The following is a 16,921-nucleotide window of genomic DNA, read 5'->3' as shown; positions in this document are numbered from 1 at the left end:
AAAAAGGCGAGAGGTTTCTCGTCTTTTTTTATAGTAGAAAAGACCAGCTACAAAGCTGGTCTTTTAAGTTAGGAACGTCCTAATAGTTTCTTAATGAGAGAAATCAGTTTGTATTTAAGAGGACGGGGATAATAACGGAAGGTCCCCATCTTACGAACGATGTAGCCATTGAAGTTTTGTTTGAAACGAAGCACACCGTCTGACCCGTCAAAGATTCCTTGAATACCCAGGAAGTTATATTTTGGGATACCACGTTTGATGGTTTCAAGCATCATATATTCTTGGAGAACAGCAGGAGCATAGAACTTATTAAATTCTGTATAAGAGCCACTGAATAAATAGGTGGATTCTTGTGGCATATAGACGAAGAGGCTACCTGCAAGAATGACGTCTTGATCTCCATATTTTTCAATATATTCCTTTGCTTCATTAATCCGAATGGAAAGTTTACTTATTTGCAGATTTAATTGTGATATTTGTTTATTTACTTTCGCAGAATTAATACCTGATGAAACTTTTTCTATTAGAGGGTTAATTTGAGATTGAAGATCATTATGTTTTGATTGTAATATTGCTAGATAGTGTTCGAAATTCAGTGTCGCAATCATAAATTCCACTTTGTCGCCAAAACTATCATAGAAGGTTTGGTAATAATCTAAGGTCTTATCTTGATAGTCTCGACGGTCACTGGTAGAAGAAGTAATTTCCTTGAAGAGCTGCAGTTCATCTCTGTTTAACCGTTTCAATTGAATGCCAAAAGCCTTAGCTTTCTTAACAAGTGGCTTTCCTTTTTTACTGAAGCTCGTAAGAAGATTTTTTTCGGTGATGCCCTCCATGTCTTTTACATAATGCCAATCAGGTTCTCCTCCTGGATAACCTGTTGTTAAACCATCATGCTGATAGCCCAATTTTTTTAGGGTATCCATGAAATGGGTTTGCTCTTCACTGGTTGGATTGCCGTCACTGTCAAAGGTTTGATAGGTATCATAGGGCTTGATAACGAGTTCAATAGCCCCATTTTCTTTCGCATAGTCTTTTAAGGCTGCATAGAAGGGTTCTAGCATAGTCTCCTCTTGGTAAAGAGGGCCAGAATTGATTTCCATATGGAGACCACCTGTCATAGGAAGACTGTACAAGATTGCTGCCACTTGGACTTGATTTTCTTGTTTCCAAGCGATAAATTGGACCGTGTTTCCTCGCTTTTCGAGCAGATCTGCCATTTCAGCAGACTGGATGAAGGAACGATGTGAGACAGTATTTGCAAATGAGGTAAATTCTTCTTTTGAAATTATCGTAAGAGTCATGTAACTTATTTACTCCTTAATTTTTTCCGGATCTTGTAGACTTTGTTTACAAGTGGATAGAGTGGACTGGTTGGGAGGTTGAATTCCCCAACAAATTCTTCAATGACAGGATTAAATTTAGATTTGAAATGATAGAGACCACCATCGAGTGAATTTTCAATGCCCCCCATATTTTGCCAAGAAGCACCACGGTCGAAAGCGTGTTGGGCAGTTTCATACCAGGTGAGGATAGCAGGTTGGTAACGGCGGAATTCTTCATCCATCCCTGCATAAACATTTTCAGACGTCCCACCGAATTCAAGGGTTAAGGTCCCAGATAAAGGAACAACCTGTCTACCTGCTTGGAGATGCTGTTCAAGAAATTGCAGTTCTTCCTCTATCCGCTCTTTTTCTTTTTGGTTGTTCTCAACCTTGCCAGGCTTTGTTTTTTCTGTGAATTTTTCAGCCTCTGCCTTGTTTTTTTCAAGATCTTTTATAAGGAAGGTTTTCCGTTCCTCGAGATCTAGAGTAGACAAAGTAATGTAGGATTGTCCTTGGTAGGTAGTGAGCAGTTTTTCGTAGTAGTCTTTTCCACGTAAATGAATGCTTTTACGAGCCTCAGTCTTTTTCATGAGAGAAGCAAAGTCCTTCAACAATTCAGTCCCGCCAAATTGGACATGGATCCCTTTGTTTCGAGCAGTTCGGATGGCTTGTCGAGTAGATTTTGAAAGATCTTGCTCAGTGAAAAACTCTTTGTGGATATTTGCTTGAAAGCGTGGTTGGATATTTTCTGCCATATCACTGGTTCGGCCAGTCCATTCAACCCCTTCTTTAGTTAAGGTGTCGATCATCGTTTGCACAGCAGGAGATTGCGTCTGTTCTTGTCCAATCAAATGTTTACTCAAGAAAAGACTTGGATCAAATTTCACAAACAAGGCCTTGTATTGTTTGGCAATTTTTTTAAGAGACTGGATCACATAGAAAACCAGCTCTTTGTTTTGGTAATCCATGATTGGGCCTCGAGGAATGTAAAGCATGGAAAAGCCAAGTGGCAGGGGTTGAATCAAGATGCTAGCAACAGCGACTAATTGGTCTTCTTGATAAAAACCAACCCGTTCATTTCCCCAATTATCTTTGATTTTTGCCCATGAGCTGCTTTGTAAGAGATTGGTTTGATCACTCTGAATAACAAAGTCATCATGCTCACTAGCTGAAATTCCTAGCTGGTAATGGTACATTTCTTATAATACCCACTTTCTAATGGCGTATGCAACGCCAGATTCATCATTTGATTTGGTAATAGTTGTAGCAATTTTTTTAAGAGCTGGATTGCCATTCTCCATAACGACGGCATGTCCCACGACTTCTAGCATGGAACGGTCATTTTCCTCATCTCCGATGGCCATGGTTTCTTCTTGCTGAATTCCAAGTCGTTCAGCTAGATGAAGAACAGCTGATCCCTTATTGGTTGTTTTCCCTAGAATTTCTAAATAAAAAGGGGCTGATTTGACCATAGTGAAGCGGTCCTCGAATTCTTTAGGGATTTTTGCAATCGCAGCATCTAGAATGTCTGGTTCATCGATATACATGGCCTTGACAAATTCTTTCTCAAGAACTTCTTCAGGCGTCCGGTAATAAAGGGGCATATTGACCAGTTGAGATTCATGAATGGTGTAGCGTCCGATATCGCGGTTGCTGGTATAGATGCCGTCTTTAGTAATTGCATGAGAGTGGATTTGGAGTTTGTTAGCAAGAGACTCGATATCGAGATAGTCCTCATAATGCAAAAGGTCTTTGATGAGTTCTTTTCCAGTAGCGGTTTCTTGCACCAGACCGCCATTAAAGGTAATAACATAGTCTCCAGGATCCATCAAATGGAGTTCTTTTAAAATTTTTGAGACCCCTGCGATAGGACGACCGGTTGTGATCACGATTTTAACGCCTGCAGCTTTAGCATCTTGAATGGCTTCAAATACGGAAGGTGTGATTTCTTTCTTTGAATTAAGAAGTGTACCGTCGATATCGATCGCCACTAATTTAATGGACATCCGTCTCTCCTGTAAAATAATCATTGGTGATATAGGAAGTGAATTCCTCTACTTGCTTACTGAAAAGTCCATTAACCTCCAGCATTTCTTTGGGGAAATAGAAGCGGTTGTCCCCATAGCGAGTTCCTGCTAAAGCAGCGACGAGTGGAGACAACTGAGACAATTCAGCGAGACTCCCATCTTTTCGGATCATCTCGATCTGGGTCCGCGGTTTTTCAAGCTCTGGTCGATAAATATCGTAGGGCAGGTCAAAATTTTGATGAATAGCTGTGTAGTAGGTTGGATTAAACCCAATCTCTTTAATCAGTTTTTCAAGGATTGCTAAGTCATTTCGCTTATCTTCTGTAAATAGAATCGATTTAAAGACTTTCCGATTAATATAGCGCTGAGCAAGATCAGACAAGATGGTATCCGGACTATCCATCCAGACTTGGAAATAGGTATTCATCACACCGTCATCTAGGTTTAGGTAGTCTTGAATGGTGACCTCTTCTTCAAAAAATGGAATCAAGCGAGGTGAAGTCAGTTGAAAATACTCTTTCTGATCTGGATAAATGGTTCTAGCGCGTTTGAGTAGATTTTGAAGGAGGACTTCCATGGCACGAGTAGCCGGGTGGAAGTAGACCTGCATATACATTTGGTAACGGCTGACCACGTAATCCTCGACAGCATGCATGCCATTTTGTTGGAAGGCAATGCCATTTTCAATCGGTCGAATGACGCGCAAAATACGGGTCAAGTCAAATTTTCCATAGGAAGCCCCTGTAAAATAGGCATCCCGCAGTAAATAATCCATCCGGTCCACATCAATTTGACTAGAAATTAATTGCACCACTTGTTTATTGGGATAGGTATGATCAATGACGCTGGCTACACGATTTGGGAAATCAGGAGCCACTTGCAAGAGGATTTGATTGACCTCCGTCTCTGGACTGGTGATGATCAGCTGGGTCATCTTTTCATGATCGGTCCCAAACAGTCCTTCAAAGGTATGGGAATAGGCACCATGTCCAATGTCATGAAGAAGAGCGGCTGTCATGGTCAGTAAGTTTTCATCAGAATTCCATTGCTCTGCATACTTTTCCTCAAAAATGGACAGAATGCGTCTTGAAATTTCATAGGCGCCAAGACAGTGAGAAAAACGACTATGCTCCCCACCGTGGAAGGTAAAACCAGATGTCCCCAGTTGTTTGATGCGGCGTAGTCGTTGAAATTCTTTACTATTAATTAATTGATAAATGATGGGATGATCCACATGAACGTAATCATGAACGGGATCGCGAAAGACTTTTTCATTCATGGGTCTATTATAGCAAAAAAAAGCCTATTTTGCGATCTAGAGGCTAATAGGGGCAGTCAAAATGCGTAAAATTTGATAGAATAGTAAGGCAAGAAAAGAAGAGAAGGAGACAAAGATGCAAGTTCGCATTCAAAATACCATTCGATTTGGAGAAGAAATGGAAATCGTTGATCAGTACTATCAAGGTGAATGGAAGGAAAAAGCAGGTTTTCAATATCTCTTGTATACCAATGAAGAAGATGAAAAGGTTGCTTTGAAATTTTCCAACGATGAATTGGTCATGACACGATTTTCAACTCCCAAATCCATCATGCGCTTCTACAAAAATGAAGATGGTGGGGCGATCATCCCAACTCCGATGGGCATTCAGCAGTTTTTGATTACGACAGATCTCTTTCAATTAGAGGAAGGGCATTTGCAAGTGTCTTATCGCTTGTTAACTCTTGATGGAGAACAGGAATTTGCCAATTATCAATTACTGGTGGAATGGGAAGAGTAGACCTCATTAAATTATTAGAGATCCCGCTTGCTTTATTCTATAAAAATGGTATAATAAAACCACTCAAGGGAGTAGCTGGCGGTTTTCCGCGATAGTGTCGTCATTACGAAATTATTTCCGGCACTATATTAAACGGCGAGACTTGTTTTTTCAAACAGGTCTCTTTTTTGTGCAAAAGAGACTTAGTAGAAAGATATAAGGAGGAAATTATTTTGTCAAAAGAACAAAATAAAGCTTTGTTTTATACACAGAGTAAAGAAGAAGTTCTAAAGGAATTAGACTCTTCAATTGAAGGCTTGTCAGCTGCTCAAGCTCAAGAACGTTTAGCGACTTATGGTCATAATGAACTGGACGAAGGTGAAAAACGTAGCCTCTTGTCTAAGTTTATCGATCAGTTTAAAGATTTGATGATCATCATCTTGTTGACCGCCGCAGCTCTCTCTGTGATCACAGAAGGAATGGACGGCCTTACAGATGCCATGATCATCTTAGCCGTTGTTGTTTTGAATGCAGCCTTTGGTGTCTACCAAGAAGGACAAGCCGAAGCAGCTATCGAAGCACTGAAAAACATGTCAAGTCCATTAGCGCGTGTCCGCCGTGATGGTCACGTGATTGAAATTGATTCCAAAGAATTGGTCCCAGGTGATATCGTTCTTCTGGAAGCTGGAGATGTGGTTCCTGCTGATATGCGCTTGTTGGAAGCAGCTTCTCTTAAGATCGAAGAAGCAGCTCTTACAGGGGAATCGGTTCCAGTTGAAAAAGATGTGACTGGCCTTGTTGAGGCAGATGCTGGTATCGGAGACCGTGTCAATATGGGTTACCAAAATTCAAACGTAACCTATGGTCGTGGTACAGGGGTCGTGACCAACACAGGTATGTATACAGAGGTTGGTAAGATTGCAGATATGTTGGCCAATGCCGATGAAACGGAAACACCGTTGAAGCAAAGTTTGGAACAACTCTCTAAAGCCTTGACTTACCTCATTGTAGCCATTGCTGCAGTGACTTTCCTTGTTGGTGTCTTCGTTCGTGGGGAACATCCATTGGAAGGCTTGATGGTAGCAGTTGCTCTTGCGGTTGCGGCGATTCCAGAAGGACTTCCTGCCATTGTAACCATTGTTCTCTCTTTGGGAACAACAACCCTTGCCAAACGCAATTCGATTGTTCGTAAATTGCCAGCCGTTGAAACACTTGGTTCAACAGAAATCATTGCATCTGATAAAACAGGTACCTTGACCATGAACCAAATGACGGTTGAAAAAGTCTATACCAACGGTCAATTACAAAGTGCAGCAACCGAAATTGGATCAAACAATAATACGCTTCGCATCATGAACTTTGCCAATGATACCAAGGTGGACCCATCTGGCAAGTTGATTGGGGACCCAACAGAGACTGCTTTGGTACAGTTTGGTTTGGACCACAACTTTGATGTTCGTGAAGTCTTGAAGGATGAGCCACGTGTGGCTGAATTGCCATTTGACTCAGACCGTAAGCTTATGTCTACTATCCATAAGGAAGCAGACGGTTCATACTTTATCGCTGTCAAGGGGGCTCCTGACCAATTGCTCAAACGTGTGACGCGTATTGAAGTCAATGGGGAAGTTCGTCCTATCACAGATGAAGATAAGAAAGCTATCCTTGCTACCAACAAAGACTTGGCTAAACAAGCCCTTCGTGTCTTGATGATGGCTTATAAGACAAGCAACGAAATTCCAACTTTGGAGTCTGAAATTGTTGAGTCTGACCTGATCTTCTCTGGTTTGGTCGGTATGATTGACCCTGAGCGTCCAGAAGCTGCAGAAGCTGTCCGTGTCGCTAAGGAAGCAGGTATCCGTCCGATCATGATCACAGGTGACCACCAAGATACGGCAGAAGCCATTGCCAAACGTCTTGGGATCATCGATCCAAATGATACAGAAGACCATGTCTTCACAGGGGCTGAGTTGAATGAACTCTCTGATGAGGAATTCCAAAAAGTCTTCAAGCAATACTCTGTCTATGCGCGTGTATCACCTGAACACAAGGTTCGGATCGTTAAAGCTTGGCAAAATGAAGGAAAAGTTGTTGCCATGACAGGGGACGGGGTCAACGATGCACCATCACTTAAGACAGCTGATATCGGTATCGGTATGGGGATTACAGGTACAGAGGTTTCTAAGGGAGCTTCAGACATGGTCCTTGCAGATGATAACTTTGCAACCATTATCGTAGCGGTAGAAGAAGGACGTAAGGTCTTCTCAAATATCCAAAAATCTATCCAATACCTCTTGTCTGCCAATATGGCTGAAGTCTTTACCATCTTCTTTGCAACCCTCTTTGGATGGGATGTTCTTCAACCAGTACATCTTCTCTGGATTAACCTGGTTACCGATACTCTTCCAGCCATCGCTCTTGGTGTGGAACCAGCTGAGCCAGGTGTCATGACCCACAAACCTCGTGGACGTAAATCTAACTTCTTTGACGGTGGGGTCTTCGGAGCTATTCTTTATCAAGGTGTCTTCCAAACCATGCTGGTTCTTGGTGTTTATGGCTGGGCCTTACTCTATCCAGAACATGCGACTCGTGCCGAAATCCATGCAGACGCTTTGACCATGGCCTTTGCAACTCTTGGTTTGATCCAATTGCTCCATGCCTTTAACGTTAAATCGGTTTACCAATCCATCTTTAAAGTGGGACTCTTCAAGAACAAGACCTTTAACTGGTCGATTCCAGTTGCCTTTGTTCTCTTGATGGCGACCATCATTGTCCCTGGATTTAACAAACTCTTCCATGTCTCTCATTTGAGTTTGACACAATGGTTAGCTGTTATGATTGGTTCGCTCTTGATTGTTGTTCTCGTTGAGATTGTTAAAGCTGTTCAACGTGCACTTGGAAAAGATAAAAACGCCATTTAAGCATAAAAAAAGTCATCTTCGGATGGCTTTTTTTGCGTGCAAAATAGACTGGGCATATTTCTTGAGGTACGTGTGGATTTTTGATAAACTAGTCAACAGTTTGAAGAAAGGAAACTTAGTTATGAAAAAGTTTTTTGCTGAAGTAATTGGCACATTTATGCTTGTCTTTATCGGGACTGGCGCAGTTGTTTTTGGAAATGGGACAGAAGGTCTGGGACATTTAGGAATTGCCTTGGCATTCGGTTTATCCATTGTTGCAGCAGCTTACTCAATTGGGACTGTTTCGGGTGCCCACTTGAACCCGGCTGTTTCGATTGCCATGTTTGTGAACAAACGCTTGTCTTCAAAGGACTTGGTTAATTATATTGCAGCGCAAGTAGTGGGTGCGGTACTCGCATCTGCAACAGTACTCTTCCTCTTGTCAAATTCAGGTATGTCAACAGCTAGTCTTGGTGAAAATGCCCTAGCGAAGGGTGTGACTCCATTTGGCGGATTCTTGTTTGAAGTAATTGCTTCCTTTATCTTTATTTTGGTCATCATGACTGTGACATCAGCTACCAAAGGTAATGGGAAGATCGCTGGTCTTGTGATCGGTTTGAGCTTGACTTTGATTATTCTTGTTGGTTTGAACATTACAGGACTTTCCGTTAACCCAGCTCGTAGCTTGGCGCCTGCCCTTTTTGTTGGTGGTGCGGCTCTTAAACAAATTTGGATCTTTATCTTGGCTCCAATTGTCGGAGGAATTCTCGCAGCAATCGTTGCAAAAAATCTCTTAGATACAGAAGAGTAAAAAAATTGGTCCCAGAGGGACCAATTTTTTTTTTATAGTTCAAGAATCGTCATGGCTTGAGAAAATTCATGAGCGAGCTGTTTTTTCTTGTATGCTTTAAATTCGGGGAGGTCTTTAATTCTGCGATAGCGTTTGTAGGGATCGTATTGTTTTGGAAAATCATATTCAGGAAAAGCTTCGAAAAATTGTTTGAAAAGCTCCCATTCTCGGACATAGCCTAAAGGTCTGGCATGATAGGTGATGGTGTCAATCGTTGTCGCTGGCATTCGGTGGTGGCTATGACCAAAAATCACCTCTCTGACTGGATATTGTCTAAAAAGCTCATGAAAGGCTTGGCTCCCTAGAAAAGCATTAAAGCGTTCAAAATAAGGATGGCGTAGGAGAAACTGACTATGAGGAACAAAGTGCATGGCGATAATCAAAGGTTGATTTACACGCATGAGCTCTTGTTTCAGCTCTTGCAAAAGATTTTTGGTAATGGCTGGATCAGATCCTATTCGTTGGAGGCGTCTGTCAAACCAAAATAGATTTTTGGTTTGGAGATGTTTTTGGGGAGAGATGGCAGGAACAAAACTGTAGTCATACCAGCCCGAAAAGGCAAGAAGCGTATGATTGGAGAAGGGAATCTTTTGAAATTCAAAAGGTCTTATGGCTTCTTCTGACAGGCCAAGCATATCATGATTTCCTAGGCTAAAGGTCACTGGAAGGTGACATTGAAGTTGGTCTAAAAATTCCTGTGAGGTCTTTTCAAAGCCGTTGGCAATATCTCCTGCAATATGGAGATGTTGAATTTTTTTGTCCTTGAAAAGAGTGATCAGGGTCTCTAATTCTTCTTTGCCGAAGTTGTTTGAATCAATATGTAAATCGGACATAAAAGCTACTGTTGTCATGCTACCAGTCTAGCATAAGAGAATCTTTTTTTCTAACAATTAGGTTACAAATGAATAGAAAAAATGCTGAAAATCAGCTGGCTTGGCAGTGGTCAACCAGTAGATCCAATATTGGAAGGTGGGCAAATAGTGAAGGTTATGATATAATAGACTAGATACATAGAAAGAGGTACTTATGGACATTTCAGAAATTCGTCAAAAAATTGATGCAAATCGTGAAAAATTAGCTTCTTTCAGGGGGTCTCTTTGACTTAGAGACATTGGAAGAAGAAATTGCCATTTTAGAAAATAAAATGACAGAATCTGATTTTTGGGATGATAACATTGCTGCGCAAAAGACATCTCAAGAATTAAATGAACTCAAGCAGACCTATGAAAATTTCCATCAAATGGTGGATCTCTTTGATGAGTCAGAAATTTTACTGGACTTTTTGACCGAAGATGATTCGGTCAAAGAAGAATTGATCGAGAAGTTGGAGGAGCTGGATAAACGCATGACCAGCTATGAGATGACCTTGCTATTGTCTGAACCCTATGACAATAATAATGCCATCCTAGAAATCCACCCAGGTTCAGGAGGAACAGAAGCTCAGGACTGGGGCGACATGCTTCTTCGGATGTATACTCGTTTTGGCAATGCCCATGGCTTCAAGGTTGAAATCTTGGACTATCAGGCTGGAGATGAGGCTGGAATCAAGTCTGTGACCTTATCTTTTGAAGGGCCTCATGCATACGGTCTTCTGAAATCTGAAATGGGGGTACACCGTTTGGTTCGGATCTCTCCATTTGACTCTGCTAAACGGCGTCATACCTCCTTTACATCTGTTGAGGTTATGCCTGAATTAGACGATACCATCGAAGTCGAAGTTCGTGACGATGATATCAAGATGGATACCTTCCGCTCAGGTGGAGCTGGTGGACAAAACGTCAACAAGGTTTCTACAGGGGTACGCTTGACCCACATTCCGACAGGGATTGTAGTGGCATCCACTGTGGACAGGACTCAGTACGGAAACCGTGATCGAGCAATGAAGATGTTGCAAGCCAAACTCTACCAATTGGAGCAAGAGAAAAAGGCAGCAGAAGTGGATTCTCTAAAAGGGGACAAAAAAGAAATTACCTGGGGAAGTCAAATCCGTTCTTATGTCTTTACCCCATACACCATGGTGAAGGATCACCGGACCAACTATGAAGTAGCGCAGGTGGACAAGGTGATGGATGGAGATATCGATGGCTTTATCGATGCCTACCTTAAATGGCGTCTCCAGTAATCTACATGGAATAACCCAGAAAAGAATGAAAGGAATTTCATTACATGTCAATGATTGAAATGAAAGATGTTGTCAAAAAATACGACAACGGGACAACAGCTCTTCGGGGAGTATCTGTCCGAATTGAACCGGGAGAATTTGCCTATATTGTAGGACCTTCTGGTGCAGGAAAGTCGACCTTTATTCGACTTTTATACCGTGAAGTTAAACACGATAAAGGAACACTGAAAGTTGCTGATTTTGATTTGGATAAAATCAAAAAACGTGATGTTCCAATGTTGCGACGCAATGTGGGAGTGGTTTTCCAAGATTATAAATTACTGCCAAAGAAGACTGTTTATGAAAATATTGCCTATGCTATGCAAGTTATTGGAGAGCGTCGTCGCAATATTAAAAAGCGCGTTATGGAAGTTTTGGATCTTGTTGGGTTGAAACACAAGGTCCGCTCATTCCCGAATGAATTGTCCGGCGGGGAGCAACAACGGATCGCGATTGCTCGTGCGATCGTCAATAATCCGAAAGTCTTGATTGCGGATGAGCCAACGGGTAACTTGGACCCAGATAATTCATGGGAAATCATGAATCTTTTGGAGCGAATTAATTTGCAAGGGACTACAGTATTGATGGCGACCCACAATAGTCAAATTGTAAATACTTTACGTCACCGTGTCATCGCGATTGAAAATGGTCGTGTAGTGCGTGATGAAGCGGAAGGAGAGTACGGATACGATGATTAGAAGATTTTTCCGACACTTGATCGAGTCGCTTAAAAGCTTGAAACGAAATGGTTGGATGACGATTGCAGCAGTCAGCTCGGTTATGATTACCCTTAGCTTGGTTGCTATTTTCGCCTCAGTTATTGCCAATACTATCAAGCTTTCAGATGATATTCAAAATAGTGTGCGGGTTGTAGTATACATGCGCAAAGATATTCAAGATCAGAGCGAGCAGATTGAAAAAGACGGTCAAACCGTGACCAATGAAAACTACCATAAGGTTTACGATGCTCTAACAGCCATGAAACATGTTGACAAGGTTGATTTTTCTAGCAAGGAAGAACAGTACGATAAACTGATCAAAACGGCTGGGAACAACTGGAAGATTTTTGATGGAGATGCTAATCCTCTCTATGATGCTTATTATGTAGAGACAACGGCTCCTAAATATGTAAAGCAAGTTTCTGCTGATGCCAAAAAAATTGAAGGAGTTTCTGAGGTTAAAGATGGTGGGGTCGATACCCAACGCTTGTTTGCTCTTGGAACCTTTATCCGAAACTGGGGCTTAATTGGTGTAGCTTTATTGATCTTCATCGCAGTTTTCTTGATTTCTAATACCATTCGGATTACCATCATTTCACGTAGTCGTGAGATTAAGATTATGCGACTGGTAGGAGCAAAAAATGGCTATATTCGTGCACCATTCCTTTTAGAAGGTGCTTGGATTGGTCTCTTGGGAGCCTTAGTTCCTTCAGTTTTGGTTTTTTATGTTTATAATGTTGTCTATACATCAATGAACAATAACTTGGCAGATCAAAACTTGTATCTCTATAGTCCACATGTCTTGGTACCGATTATGGTGGGAGGCCTCTTTGGATTAGGAATTTTGATCGGGGCGATTGGTTCTTCAATCTCCATGAGACGTTTTCTTAAGATATAATAAAAAAGCAAGTGCGAACTTGCTTTTTTTGTCTACTTTATGAGGACAGGAAGGATGATAAGGACTCTTTAGGATTGTCTAAAGAAGGGATTGAACATCTTCTCGTGACCAATAGAAGTTTCAGGGCCATGACCGGGATAGACAGTGTAGGAAGATGGAAGGGGAAAGAGTTCTTCTCTGATACTGCTAAGTAACTGTGCCGCATTCCCTGTTGGAAGATCGGTCCGTCCAATGGTTTCGCGAAAAAGGGCATCACCAGATAGAACCAGGTGATCCTCAGGGAAGACGATGGAAACCCCTCCTGCAGAGTGGCCTGGTGTCTCCAGAACATAAAAGTGGAAATCAGCTATTTGGTAATCGGAGCGAATTTCATAAAGGAAGTCGGCCTCCTTGCATTCAACATCTTCTAAATCCGCATGACGATCCAAACCAGATAAATTATCGACAGGAGAAGACAACCAACTGGCTTCTGCTGAATGGACATAAACAGGTGGGAAATGATACGTCTGACGAACCTTTTCAAGACTCATAATGTGATCGTAATGGGTATGGGTTAAAAGAATCGCTACGATTGGTTTTCCGATGCGATCAATTTGTTTTTGAATGGTCGCCCAGTCGCTACCTGGATCGACAAGAATGAGGGAGTGGTCATTTTCAAGGTAGTAGGTGTTTTCATAAGCTACAGGATTAACAGTACGATAGATTTTCATAAGGACTCCTTTCTAGAATAGTGTATCAAATTGTCAGGAAAATAACAGGATTGAAGTCAGCATGAAAGGAGAAAAAAATCTGCAGAGCTTGCTCAAACGTGATATAATTTTAAGTATTATGACAAGACAGAAACGGAAATATGCCATTGTGGACCTGGAAGCGACTAGTGCTGGAAGCAATGCTAAGATCATTCAGGTTGGGATTGTCATCATCGAAGATGGGAGGATTACGCAATCCTATGAGACGGATGTGAATCCCCATGAACGATTGGATGAGCATATCAAACAATTGACTGGCCTGACAGATGCTCGCTTGAAAAAAGCTCCAGAGTTTGCACAAGTGGCAAAAGAAATTTTTGAATTAATAGAAGATGCCGTCTTTGTGGCCCATAATGTCAAATTTGATGCGAATTTATTGGCAGAAGCCCTCTTTTGGGAAGGATTTGAGCTAACGACTCCTCGGATTGATACGGTTGAATTGTCTCAAATTTTCTATCCGACTTTAGAACGCTACAATTTAGGAGCGCTTGCAGCTGAACTAGAAATTGAGTTGCACCATGCTCACTCCGCTTTAGCTGATGCTATGGCAACAGCCCAGCTGCTGTTGAAATTGAGAGAGAAAATTGCGAGCTTACCAAGAGGATTGATCGAAAAACTTCTTTCGATGGCAGATTGTTTGATTTATGAATCACGACTCTTAATAGAAGATGCGCTTGAAGACAGTAGCCTTTTTTTACCAGCTCATTTAGCAGAAGTTCATGGTCTCTATCTGCGCAAGCCACAGCAGTTTTTAGAAAGTCGTCATTTGTCTGAACAGTTTGAACTCAATATGCAGCTGTTGGGAATGGAGGCTTATCCGGAACAAAGAGAATTTGTTGCCTATATCGAGGACAGTTTGCAACAGCCACTTCCGAGTTTTATTGAAGCGCCAACGGGTATCGGGAAGACCTATGCCTATCTATTAACGCTTTTAGCGAAAACCTCCAAGCGCATTCTTGTCAGTGTTCCCACTAAAATTCTTCAAGATCAAATTATGAAGAAGGAAGGAAAGACCATCCAAGATCTTTTCCAAATTCCCTTTCATAGCCTGAAAAGTCCCAAGGATTACATCCAACTCGATAAATTTTATGAGGCCTTACAGAGTGGGTCAGATAATGGGATGATTCGACGCTTTAAAATGCAACTCTTGGTTTGGCTGACGATGACAGAAACGGGAGAGTTCAGTGAAATTGGCCAACTCTATCGTCATCTTCATTTTGTAGCTGACATTTGCCACGATGGCCAATTGTCGAAGCGTTCACTTTTCTATCAGGAAGATTTTTGGCGCCTCGGCCAGGAAAAAGTGAAAACCAGCCAGGTAATTCTGACCAATCATGCCTATCTGTTAACTCGTCTAGAGGATGATAAGAGTCTACTTCAAGAATCTGTTCTGGTAGTGGATGAAGCGCAAAAACTCTTCTTTGCTTTAGAGCAGTTTTCACAGAGAGAAGAAACCTTGCAATCTCTTCTTCTAGGCTTGCAACACGCCATCGAAGAGGAAAAAGATCTGCTGCAGCGACGGTTGCTGGAGAGTATTCAATTTGAACTAAATGCCTGCTCTAAGGAAGTTGTACAAGGAAAAACAGCGATCTTATCAGATCAAACAGTGGCAAAAATTCGACAGGATGTATCGGAATTAAAAAACGAATCTCTAGAGAATCTAAGGGAATTGTTTGATGAGCGCTACCAAACCTTTTGGATGGACAAAGAAGTGGTCGAAAACCACCAGATTCTTCGTCTCCATGGAGGAGTTGAGGACTTGCTATCCTTTAAGGAGTTTGTGCCTGAAGAAGTGCCCGTGCTCTTTGTATCAGCGACGATCGCGATCAGTAAAAAGGTGCATTTACCTGCCCTTTTGGGATACCAAGAGCAGCAAATCTACCGGGTGCCAATAACAGTCAAACAACACCAGGAATTGTTGGTGCCGATAGATTTTCCAGATGTCGTTTCTTTATCTTCCGTGGAGTATGCAGGAGAGATTTGTCAGCTCATCGATGAACTCCTTCCTCTAAGAAAACCAATTTTTCTTTTGTTTACCTCAAAAGAATTGTTACTGGAGACGTCAAACGCCTTGAAGTTTCCTCATTTGGCCCAGTATCGAAATGGGGATGCAGCCAATATTAAGCGGCGATTTGACCGAGGAGAAAGCTCCATTTTATTGGGAACAGGAAGCTTCTGGGAGGGAGTCGATTTCTCTCAACAAAAAGAAGTGATTCAAATCATCACGCGCCTTCCTTTTGACAATCCTAAAGATTATATGGTTCAAAAGCTGAATACAAAACTCAGAGAACAGGGGAAAAATCCCTTTTACGACTATAGTCTTCCAGTCGCGATTTTAAGGCTAAAACAGGCTATTGGGAGAACCAGCCGTTTTCAAGATCAGGAATCTCTGGTCCTCTTATTGGATCAGCGGGTGGTAACCAAGCGATATGGAAAACAAATTTTGGACGGGTTGCAACAAGTGTTGCCCCTTCACACGACATTGAGAGAGCGGCTTGTTGAGCAAGCAGCTGACTTTTTTGAAAGGAATTGAGAAAATGAAAAATAAAGGATTTGGACTTGCAATTGCATTTGTACTGGCACTTTGTGCTATGTTGTTGGGAACTTTCTTTCCCATTATTGGCTCCAGTGTTTTTGCCTTAATTTTAGGAATTGTCCTTAATGAATTTGTGGATTTGCCGGAGAATTCACGACCAGGCTTGAACTGGTCCGGTAAGAAATTGTTGCAGTATTCGATTATCTTCATGGGATTTAGCTTGCCCATTGCGACAGTTGCCTCTACAGGTTTATCTTCTTTAAAGATTAGTCTGCCGACGATAACCGTTGCCTTTCTTGCAGCGATTATTTTTGGGAGAGTCTTCCACCTGAAATCTCATCTACGGACCTTAATTGGGTTTGGTACAGCTATTTGTGGTGGATCTGCTATTGCAGCAGCAGCTCCGATCATTGAAGCAGACGAAGAGGAAATTGCCCTATCTATGTCAACTATCTTCTTCTTCAACATTTTGGCTGTCTTTATCTTTCCAGTATTAGGGCATTTATGGCATATGTCTAATTTCCAATTTGGCCTCTGGTCAGGAACAGCCATTAACGATACGTCATCTGTTGTAGCAGCAGCATTTTCTTACAGTAAAGCAGCGGGGCAAATGGCTACAATTGTTAAGTTAACACGCGCCCTGATGATTGTACCAGTTTGTTTGGGCTTGATCGGTTTAAAATGGTATAGGAGTAAACAACAAGGAAGAAACAAAGGAATGTTAAAGAAAATTATTCCTTGGTTTATTATCTGGTTTATTGTGGCTTCCATTCTTTCTTCTATTGGCCTGGTACCTAAAGTGGTCCTACCTTACCTAAATGACCTTTCTCACCTCTTTATGGCCATGGCCTTGGTTGGAATCGGAAGCAAGGTTTCTTGGAAACAGTTCCGTGCGGCAGGAGCAGCCCCCCTTCTGGTAGGTTTGATTGCTTGGTTCTGTGTGGCAGGATCTAGCTTGATTCTACAGATGTTGTTCTATTAATTAATTTGATGATTCTCACA

The 16,921-nt window shown here is 41.7% G+C and carries 14 protein-coding genes; 8 read left to right on the top strand and 6 right to left on the bottom strand.

What is annotated here, in order from left to right; genetic code table 11:
- Nucleotides 1-68: 68 nt before the first annotated feature.
- The 4 genes from HMPREF2832_RS08445 to HMPREF2832_RS08430 are packed head-to-tail and all read right to left on the bottom strand — an operon-like array spanning nt 69 to nt 4,631.
- Complete coding sequence (locus HMPREF2832_RS08445) at nt 69-1,304, bottom strand: aminoacyltransferase (protein ID WP_070506596.1); 1,236 nt, start codon at nt 1,302-1,304, stop codon at nt 69-71.
- Nucleotides 1,305-1,309: 5 nt separating this feature from the next.
- On the bottom strand, nt 1,310-2,521 hold the full coding sequence (locus tag HMPREF2832_RS08440) for an aminoacyltransferase (protein ID WP_070506592.1): 1,212 nt from the start codon (nt 2,519-2,521) through the stop codon (nt 1,310-1,312).
- Between the two features lie 3 nt (nt 2,522-2,524).
- Nucleotides 2,525-3,331: a sugar-phosphatase gene (gene yidA / locus HMPREF2832_RS08435; protein WP_070506587.1), complete on the bottom strand. Its 807-nt coding sequence runs from the start codon at nt 3,329-3,331 to the stop codon at nt 2,525-2,527.
- Nucleotides 3,321-4,631 carry an HD domain-containing protein gene (locus HMPREF2832_RS08430; RefSeq protein WP_049497430.1) on the bottom strand — a complete coding sequence of 437 codons (1,311 nt, stop codon included), beginning with the start codon at nt 4,629-4,631 and terminating at the stop codon, nt 3,321-3,323. Before HMPREF2832_RS08430 ends, yidA begins: the two co-directional genes overlap by 11 nt.
- A gap of 115 nt (nt 4,632-4,746) precedes the next feature.
- Here HMPREF2832_RS08430 and HMPREF2832_RS08425 point away from each other — a divergent pair, with 115 nt between their 5' ends.
- The 3 genes from HMPREF2832_RS08425 to HMPREF2832_RS08415 all read left to right on the top strand — a co-directional run bounded on the left by HMPREF2832_RS08425 (nt 4,747) and on the right by HMPREF2832_RS08415 (nt 8,817).
- Nucleotides 4,747-5,130, top strand: coding sequence for a YwiB family protein (locus HMPREF2832_RS08425; RefSeq protein ID WP_049497432.1), 384 nt, complete (start codon nt 4,747-4,749; stop codon nt 5,128-5,130).
- Between the two features lie 212 nt (nt 5,131-5,342).
- Entirely contained in the window at nt 5,343-8,027 is a 2,685-nt protein-coding gene (locus HMPREF2832_RS08420; protein ID WP_070506581.1) for a cation-translocating P-type ATPase, read from the top strand.
- A 121-nt stretch (nt 8,028-8,148) separates the two neighbouring features.
- Nucleotides 8,149-8,817, top strand: coding sequence for an MIP/aquaporin family protein (locus tag HMPREF2832_RS08415; RefSeq protein ID WP_049497435.1), 669 nt, complete (start codon nt 8,149-8,151; stop codon nt 8,815-8,817).
- Between the two features lie 32 nt (nt 8,818-8,849).
- Here the strand turns inward: HMPREF2832_RS08415 and HMPREF2832_RS08410 are convergent, their stop codons facing one another.
- Entirely contained in the window at nt 8,850-9,707 is an 858-nt protein-coding gene (locus HMPREF2832_RS08410; RefSeq protein WP_070506575.1) for a metallophosphoesterase, read from the bottom strand.
- Between the two features lie 175 nt (nt 9,708-9,882).
- Between HMPREF2832_RS08410 and prfB the strand changes: the two genes are divergently transcribed.
- From prfB to ftsX, 3 genes are all read left to right on the top strand, one after another.
- Nucleotides 9,883-10,978 (top strand): peptide chain release factor 2 gene (gene prfB, locus HMPREF2832_RS08405; RefSeq protein WP_148131359.1). Its coding sequence is split into 2 segments (ribosomal slippage): nt 9,883-9,954 and nt 9,956-10,978, totalling 1,095 coding nucleotides; the frame shifts between segments, so codons are not numbered across the junction.
- A 44-nt stretch (nt 10,979-11,022) separates the two neighbouring features.
- Entirely contained in the window at nt 11,023-11,715 is a 693-nt protein-coding gene (gene ftsE, locus HMPREF2832_RS08400; RefSeq protein WP_003018939.1) for a cell division ATP-binding protein FtsE, read from the top strand.
- On the top strand, nt 11,708-12,634 hold the full coding sequence (gene ftsX / locus HMPREF2832_RS08395; protein ID WP_013903864.1) for a permease-like cell division protein FtsX: 927 nt from the start codon (nt 11,708-11,710) through the stop codon (nt 12,632-12,634). The genes ftsE and ftsX overlap by 8 nt, the downstream gene beginning before the upstream one ends.
- A gap of 68 nt (nt 12,635-12,702) precedes the next feature.
- On the opposite strand, the gene HMPREF2832_RS08390 is transcribed toward ftsX, so the two are convergent.
- A complete protein-coding gene (locus tag HMPREF2832_RS08390; RefSeq protein ID WP_070506572.1) occupies nt 12,703-13,344 on the bottom strand; it encodes an MBL fold metallo-hydrolase in 642 nt (213 codons plus the stop codon).
- Between the two features lie 118 nt (nt 13,345-13,462).
- Here HMPREF2832_RS08390 and HMPREF2832_RS08385 point away from each other — a divergent pair, with 118 nt between their 5' ends.
- Together HMPREF2832_RS08385 and HMPREF2832_RS08380 are read left to right on the top strand one after the other, a co-directional pair.
- A complete protein-coding gene (locus HMPREF2832_RS08385) occupies nt 13,463-15,916 on the top strand; it encodes a bifunctional DnaQ family exonuclease/ATP-dependent helicase (protein WP_070506986.1) in 2,454 nt (817 codons plus the stop codon).
- A 4-nt stretch (nt 15,917-15,920) separates the two neighbouring features.
- Nucleotides 15,921-16,901, top strand: coding sequence for a YeiH family protein (locus tag HMPREF2832_RS08380; RefSeq protein WP_049472428.1), 981 nt, complete (start codon nt 15,921-15,923; stop codon nt 16,899-16,901).
- The last annotated feature ends 20 nt before the right edge of the window (nt 16,902-16,921 follow it).

This window comes from Streptococcus sp. HMSC073D05 (assembly GCF_001812015.1).
GTDB classification, from domain to species: domain Bacteria; phylum Bacillota; class Bacilli; order Lactobacillales; family Streptococcaceae; genus Streptococcus; species Streptococcus parasanguinis_D.
The sequence above is the reverse complement of the archived record's forward strand: the minus strand, read 5'-3'. Positions and strand labels throughout refer to the sequence as shown.

Bases quoted from the DNA above. Each gene is read 5' to 3' on its own strand.
- HMPREF2832_RS08445 (WP_070506596.1), bottom strand. From the start codon at position 1,304: ATGACTCTTACGATAATTTCAAAAGAAGAATTTACCTCATTTGCAAAT.
- HMPREF2832_RS08440 (WP_070506592.1), bottom strand. From the start codon at position 2,521: ATGTACCATTACCAGCTAGGAATTTCAGCTAGTGAGCATGATGACTTT.
- yidA (WP_070506587.1), bottom strand. From the start codon at position 3,331: ATGTCCATTAAATTAGTGGCGATCGATATCGACGGTACACTTCTTAAT.
- HMPREF2832_RS08430 (WP_049497430.1), bottom strand. From the start codon at position 4,631: ATGAATGAAAAAGTCTTTCGCGATCCCGTTCATGATTACGTTCATGTG.
- HMPREF2832_RS08425 (WP_049497432.1), top strand. From the start codon at position 4,747: ATGCAAGTTCGCATTCAAAATACCATTCGATTTGGAGAAGAAATGGAA.
- HMPREF2832_RS08415 (WP_049497435.1), top strand. From the start codon at position 8,149: ATGAAAAAGTTTTTTGCTGAAGTAATTGGCACATTTATGCTTGTCTTT.
- HMPREF2832_RS08410 (WP_070506575.1), bottom strand. From the start codon at position 9,707: ATGACAACAGTAGCTTTTATGTCCGATTTACATATTGATTCAAACAAC.
- ftsE (WP_003018939.1), top strand. From the start codon at position 11,023: ATGTCAATGATTGAAATGAAAGATGTTGTCAAAAAATACGACAACGGG.
- ftsX (WP_013903864.1), top strand. From the start codon at position 11,708: ATGATTAGAAGATTTTTCCGACACTTGATCGAGTCGCTTAAAAGCTTG.
- HMPREF2832_RS08390 (WP_070506572.1), bottom strand. From the start codon at position 13,344: ATGAAAATCTATCGTACTGTTAATCCTGTAGCTTATGAAAACACCTAC.
- HMPREF2832_RS08385 (WP_070506986.1), top strand. From the start codon at position 13,463: ATGACAAGACAGAAACGGAAATATGCCATTGTGGACCTGGAAGCGACT.
- HMPREF2832_RS08380 (WP_049472428.1), top strand. From the start codon at position 15,921: ATGAAAAATAAAGGATTTGGACTTGCAATTGCATTTGTACTGGCACTT.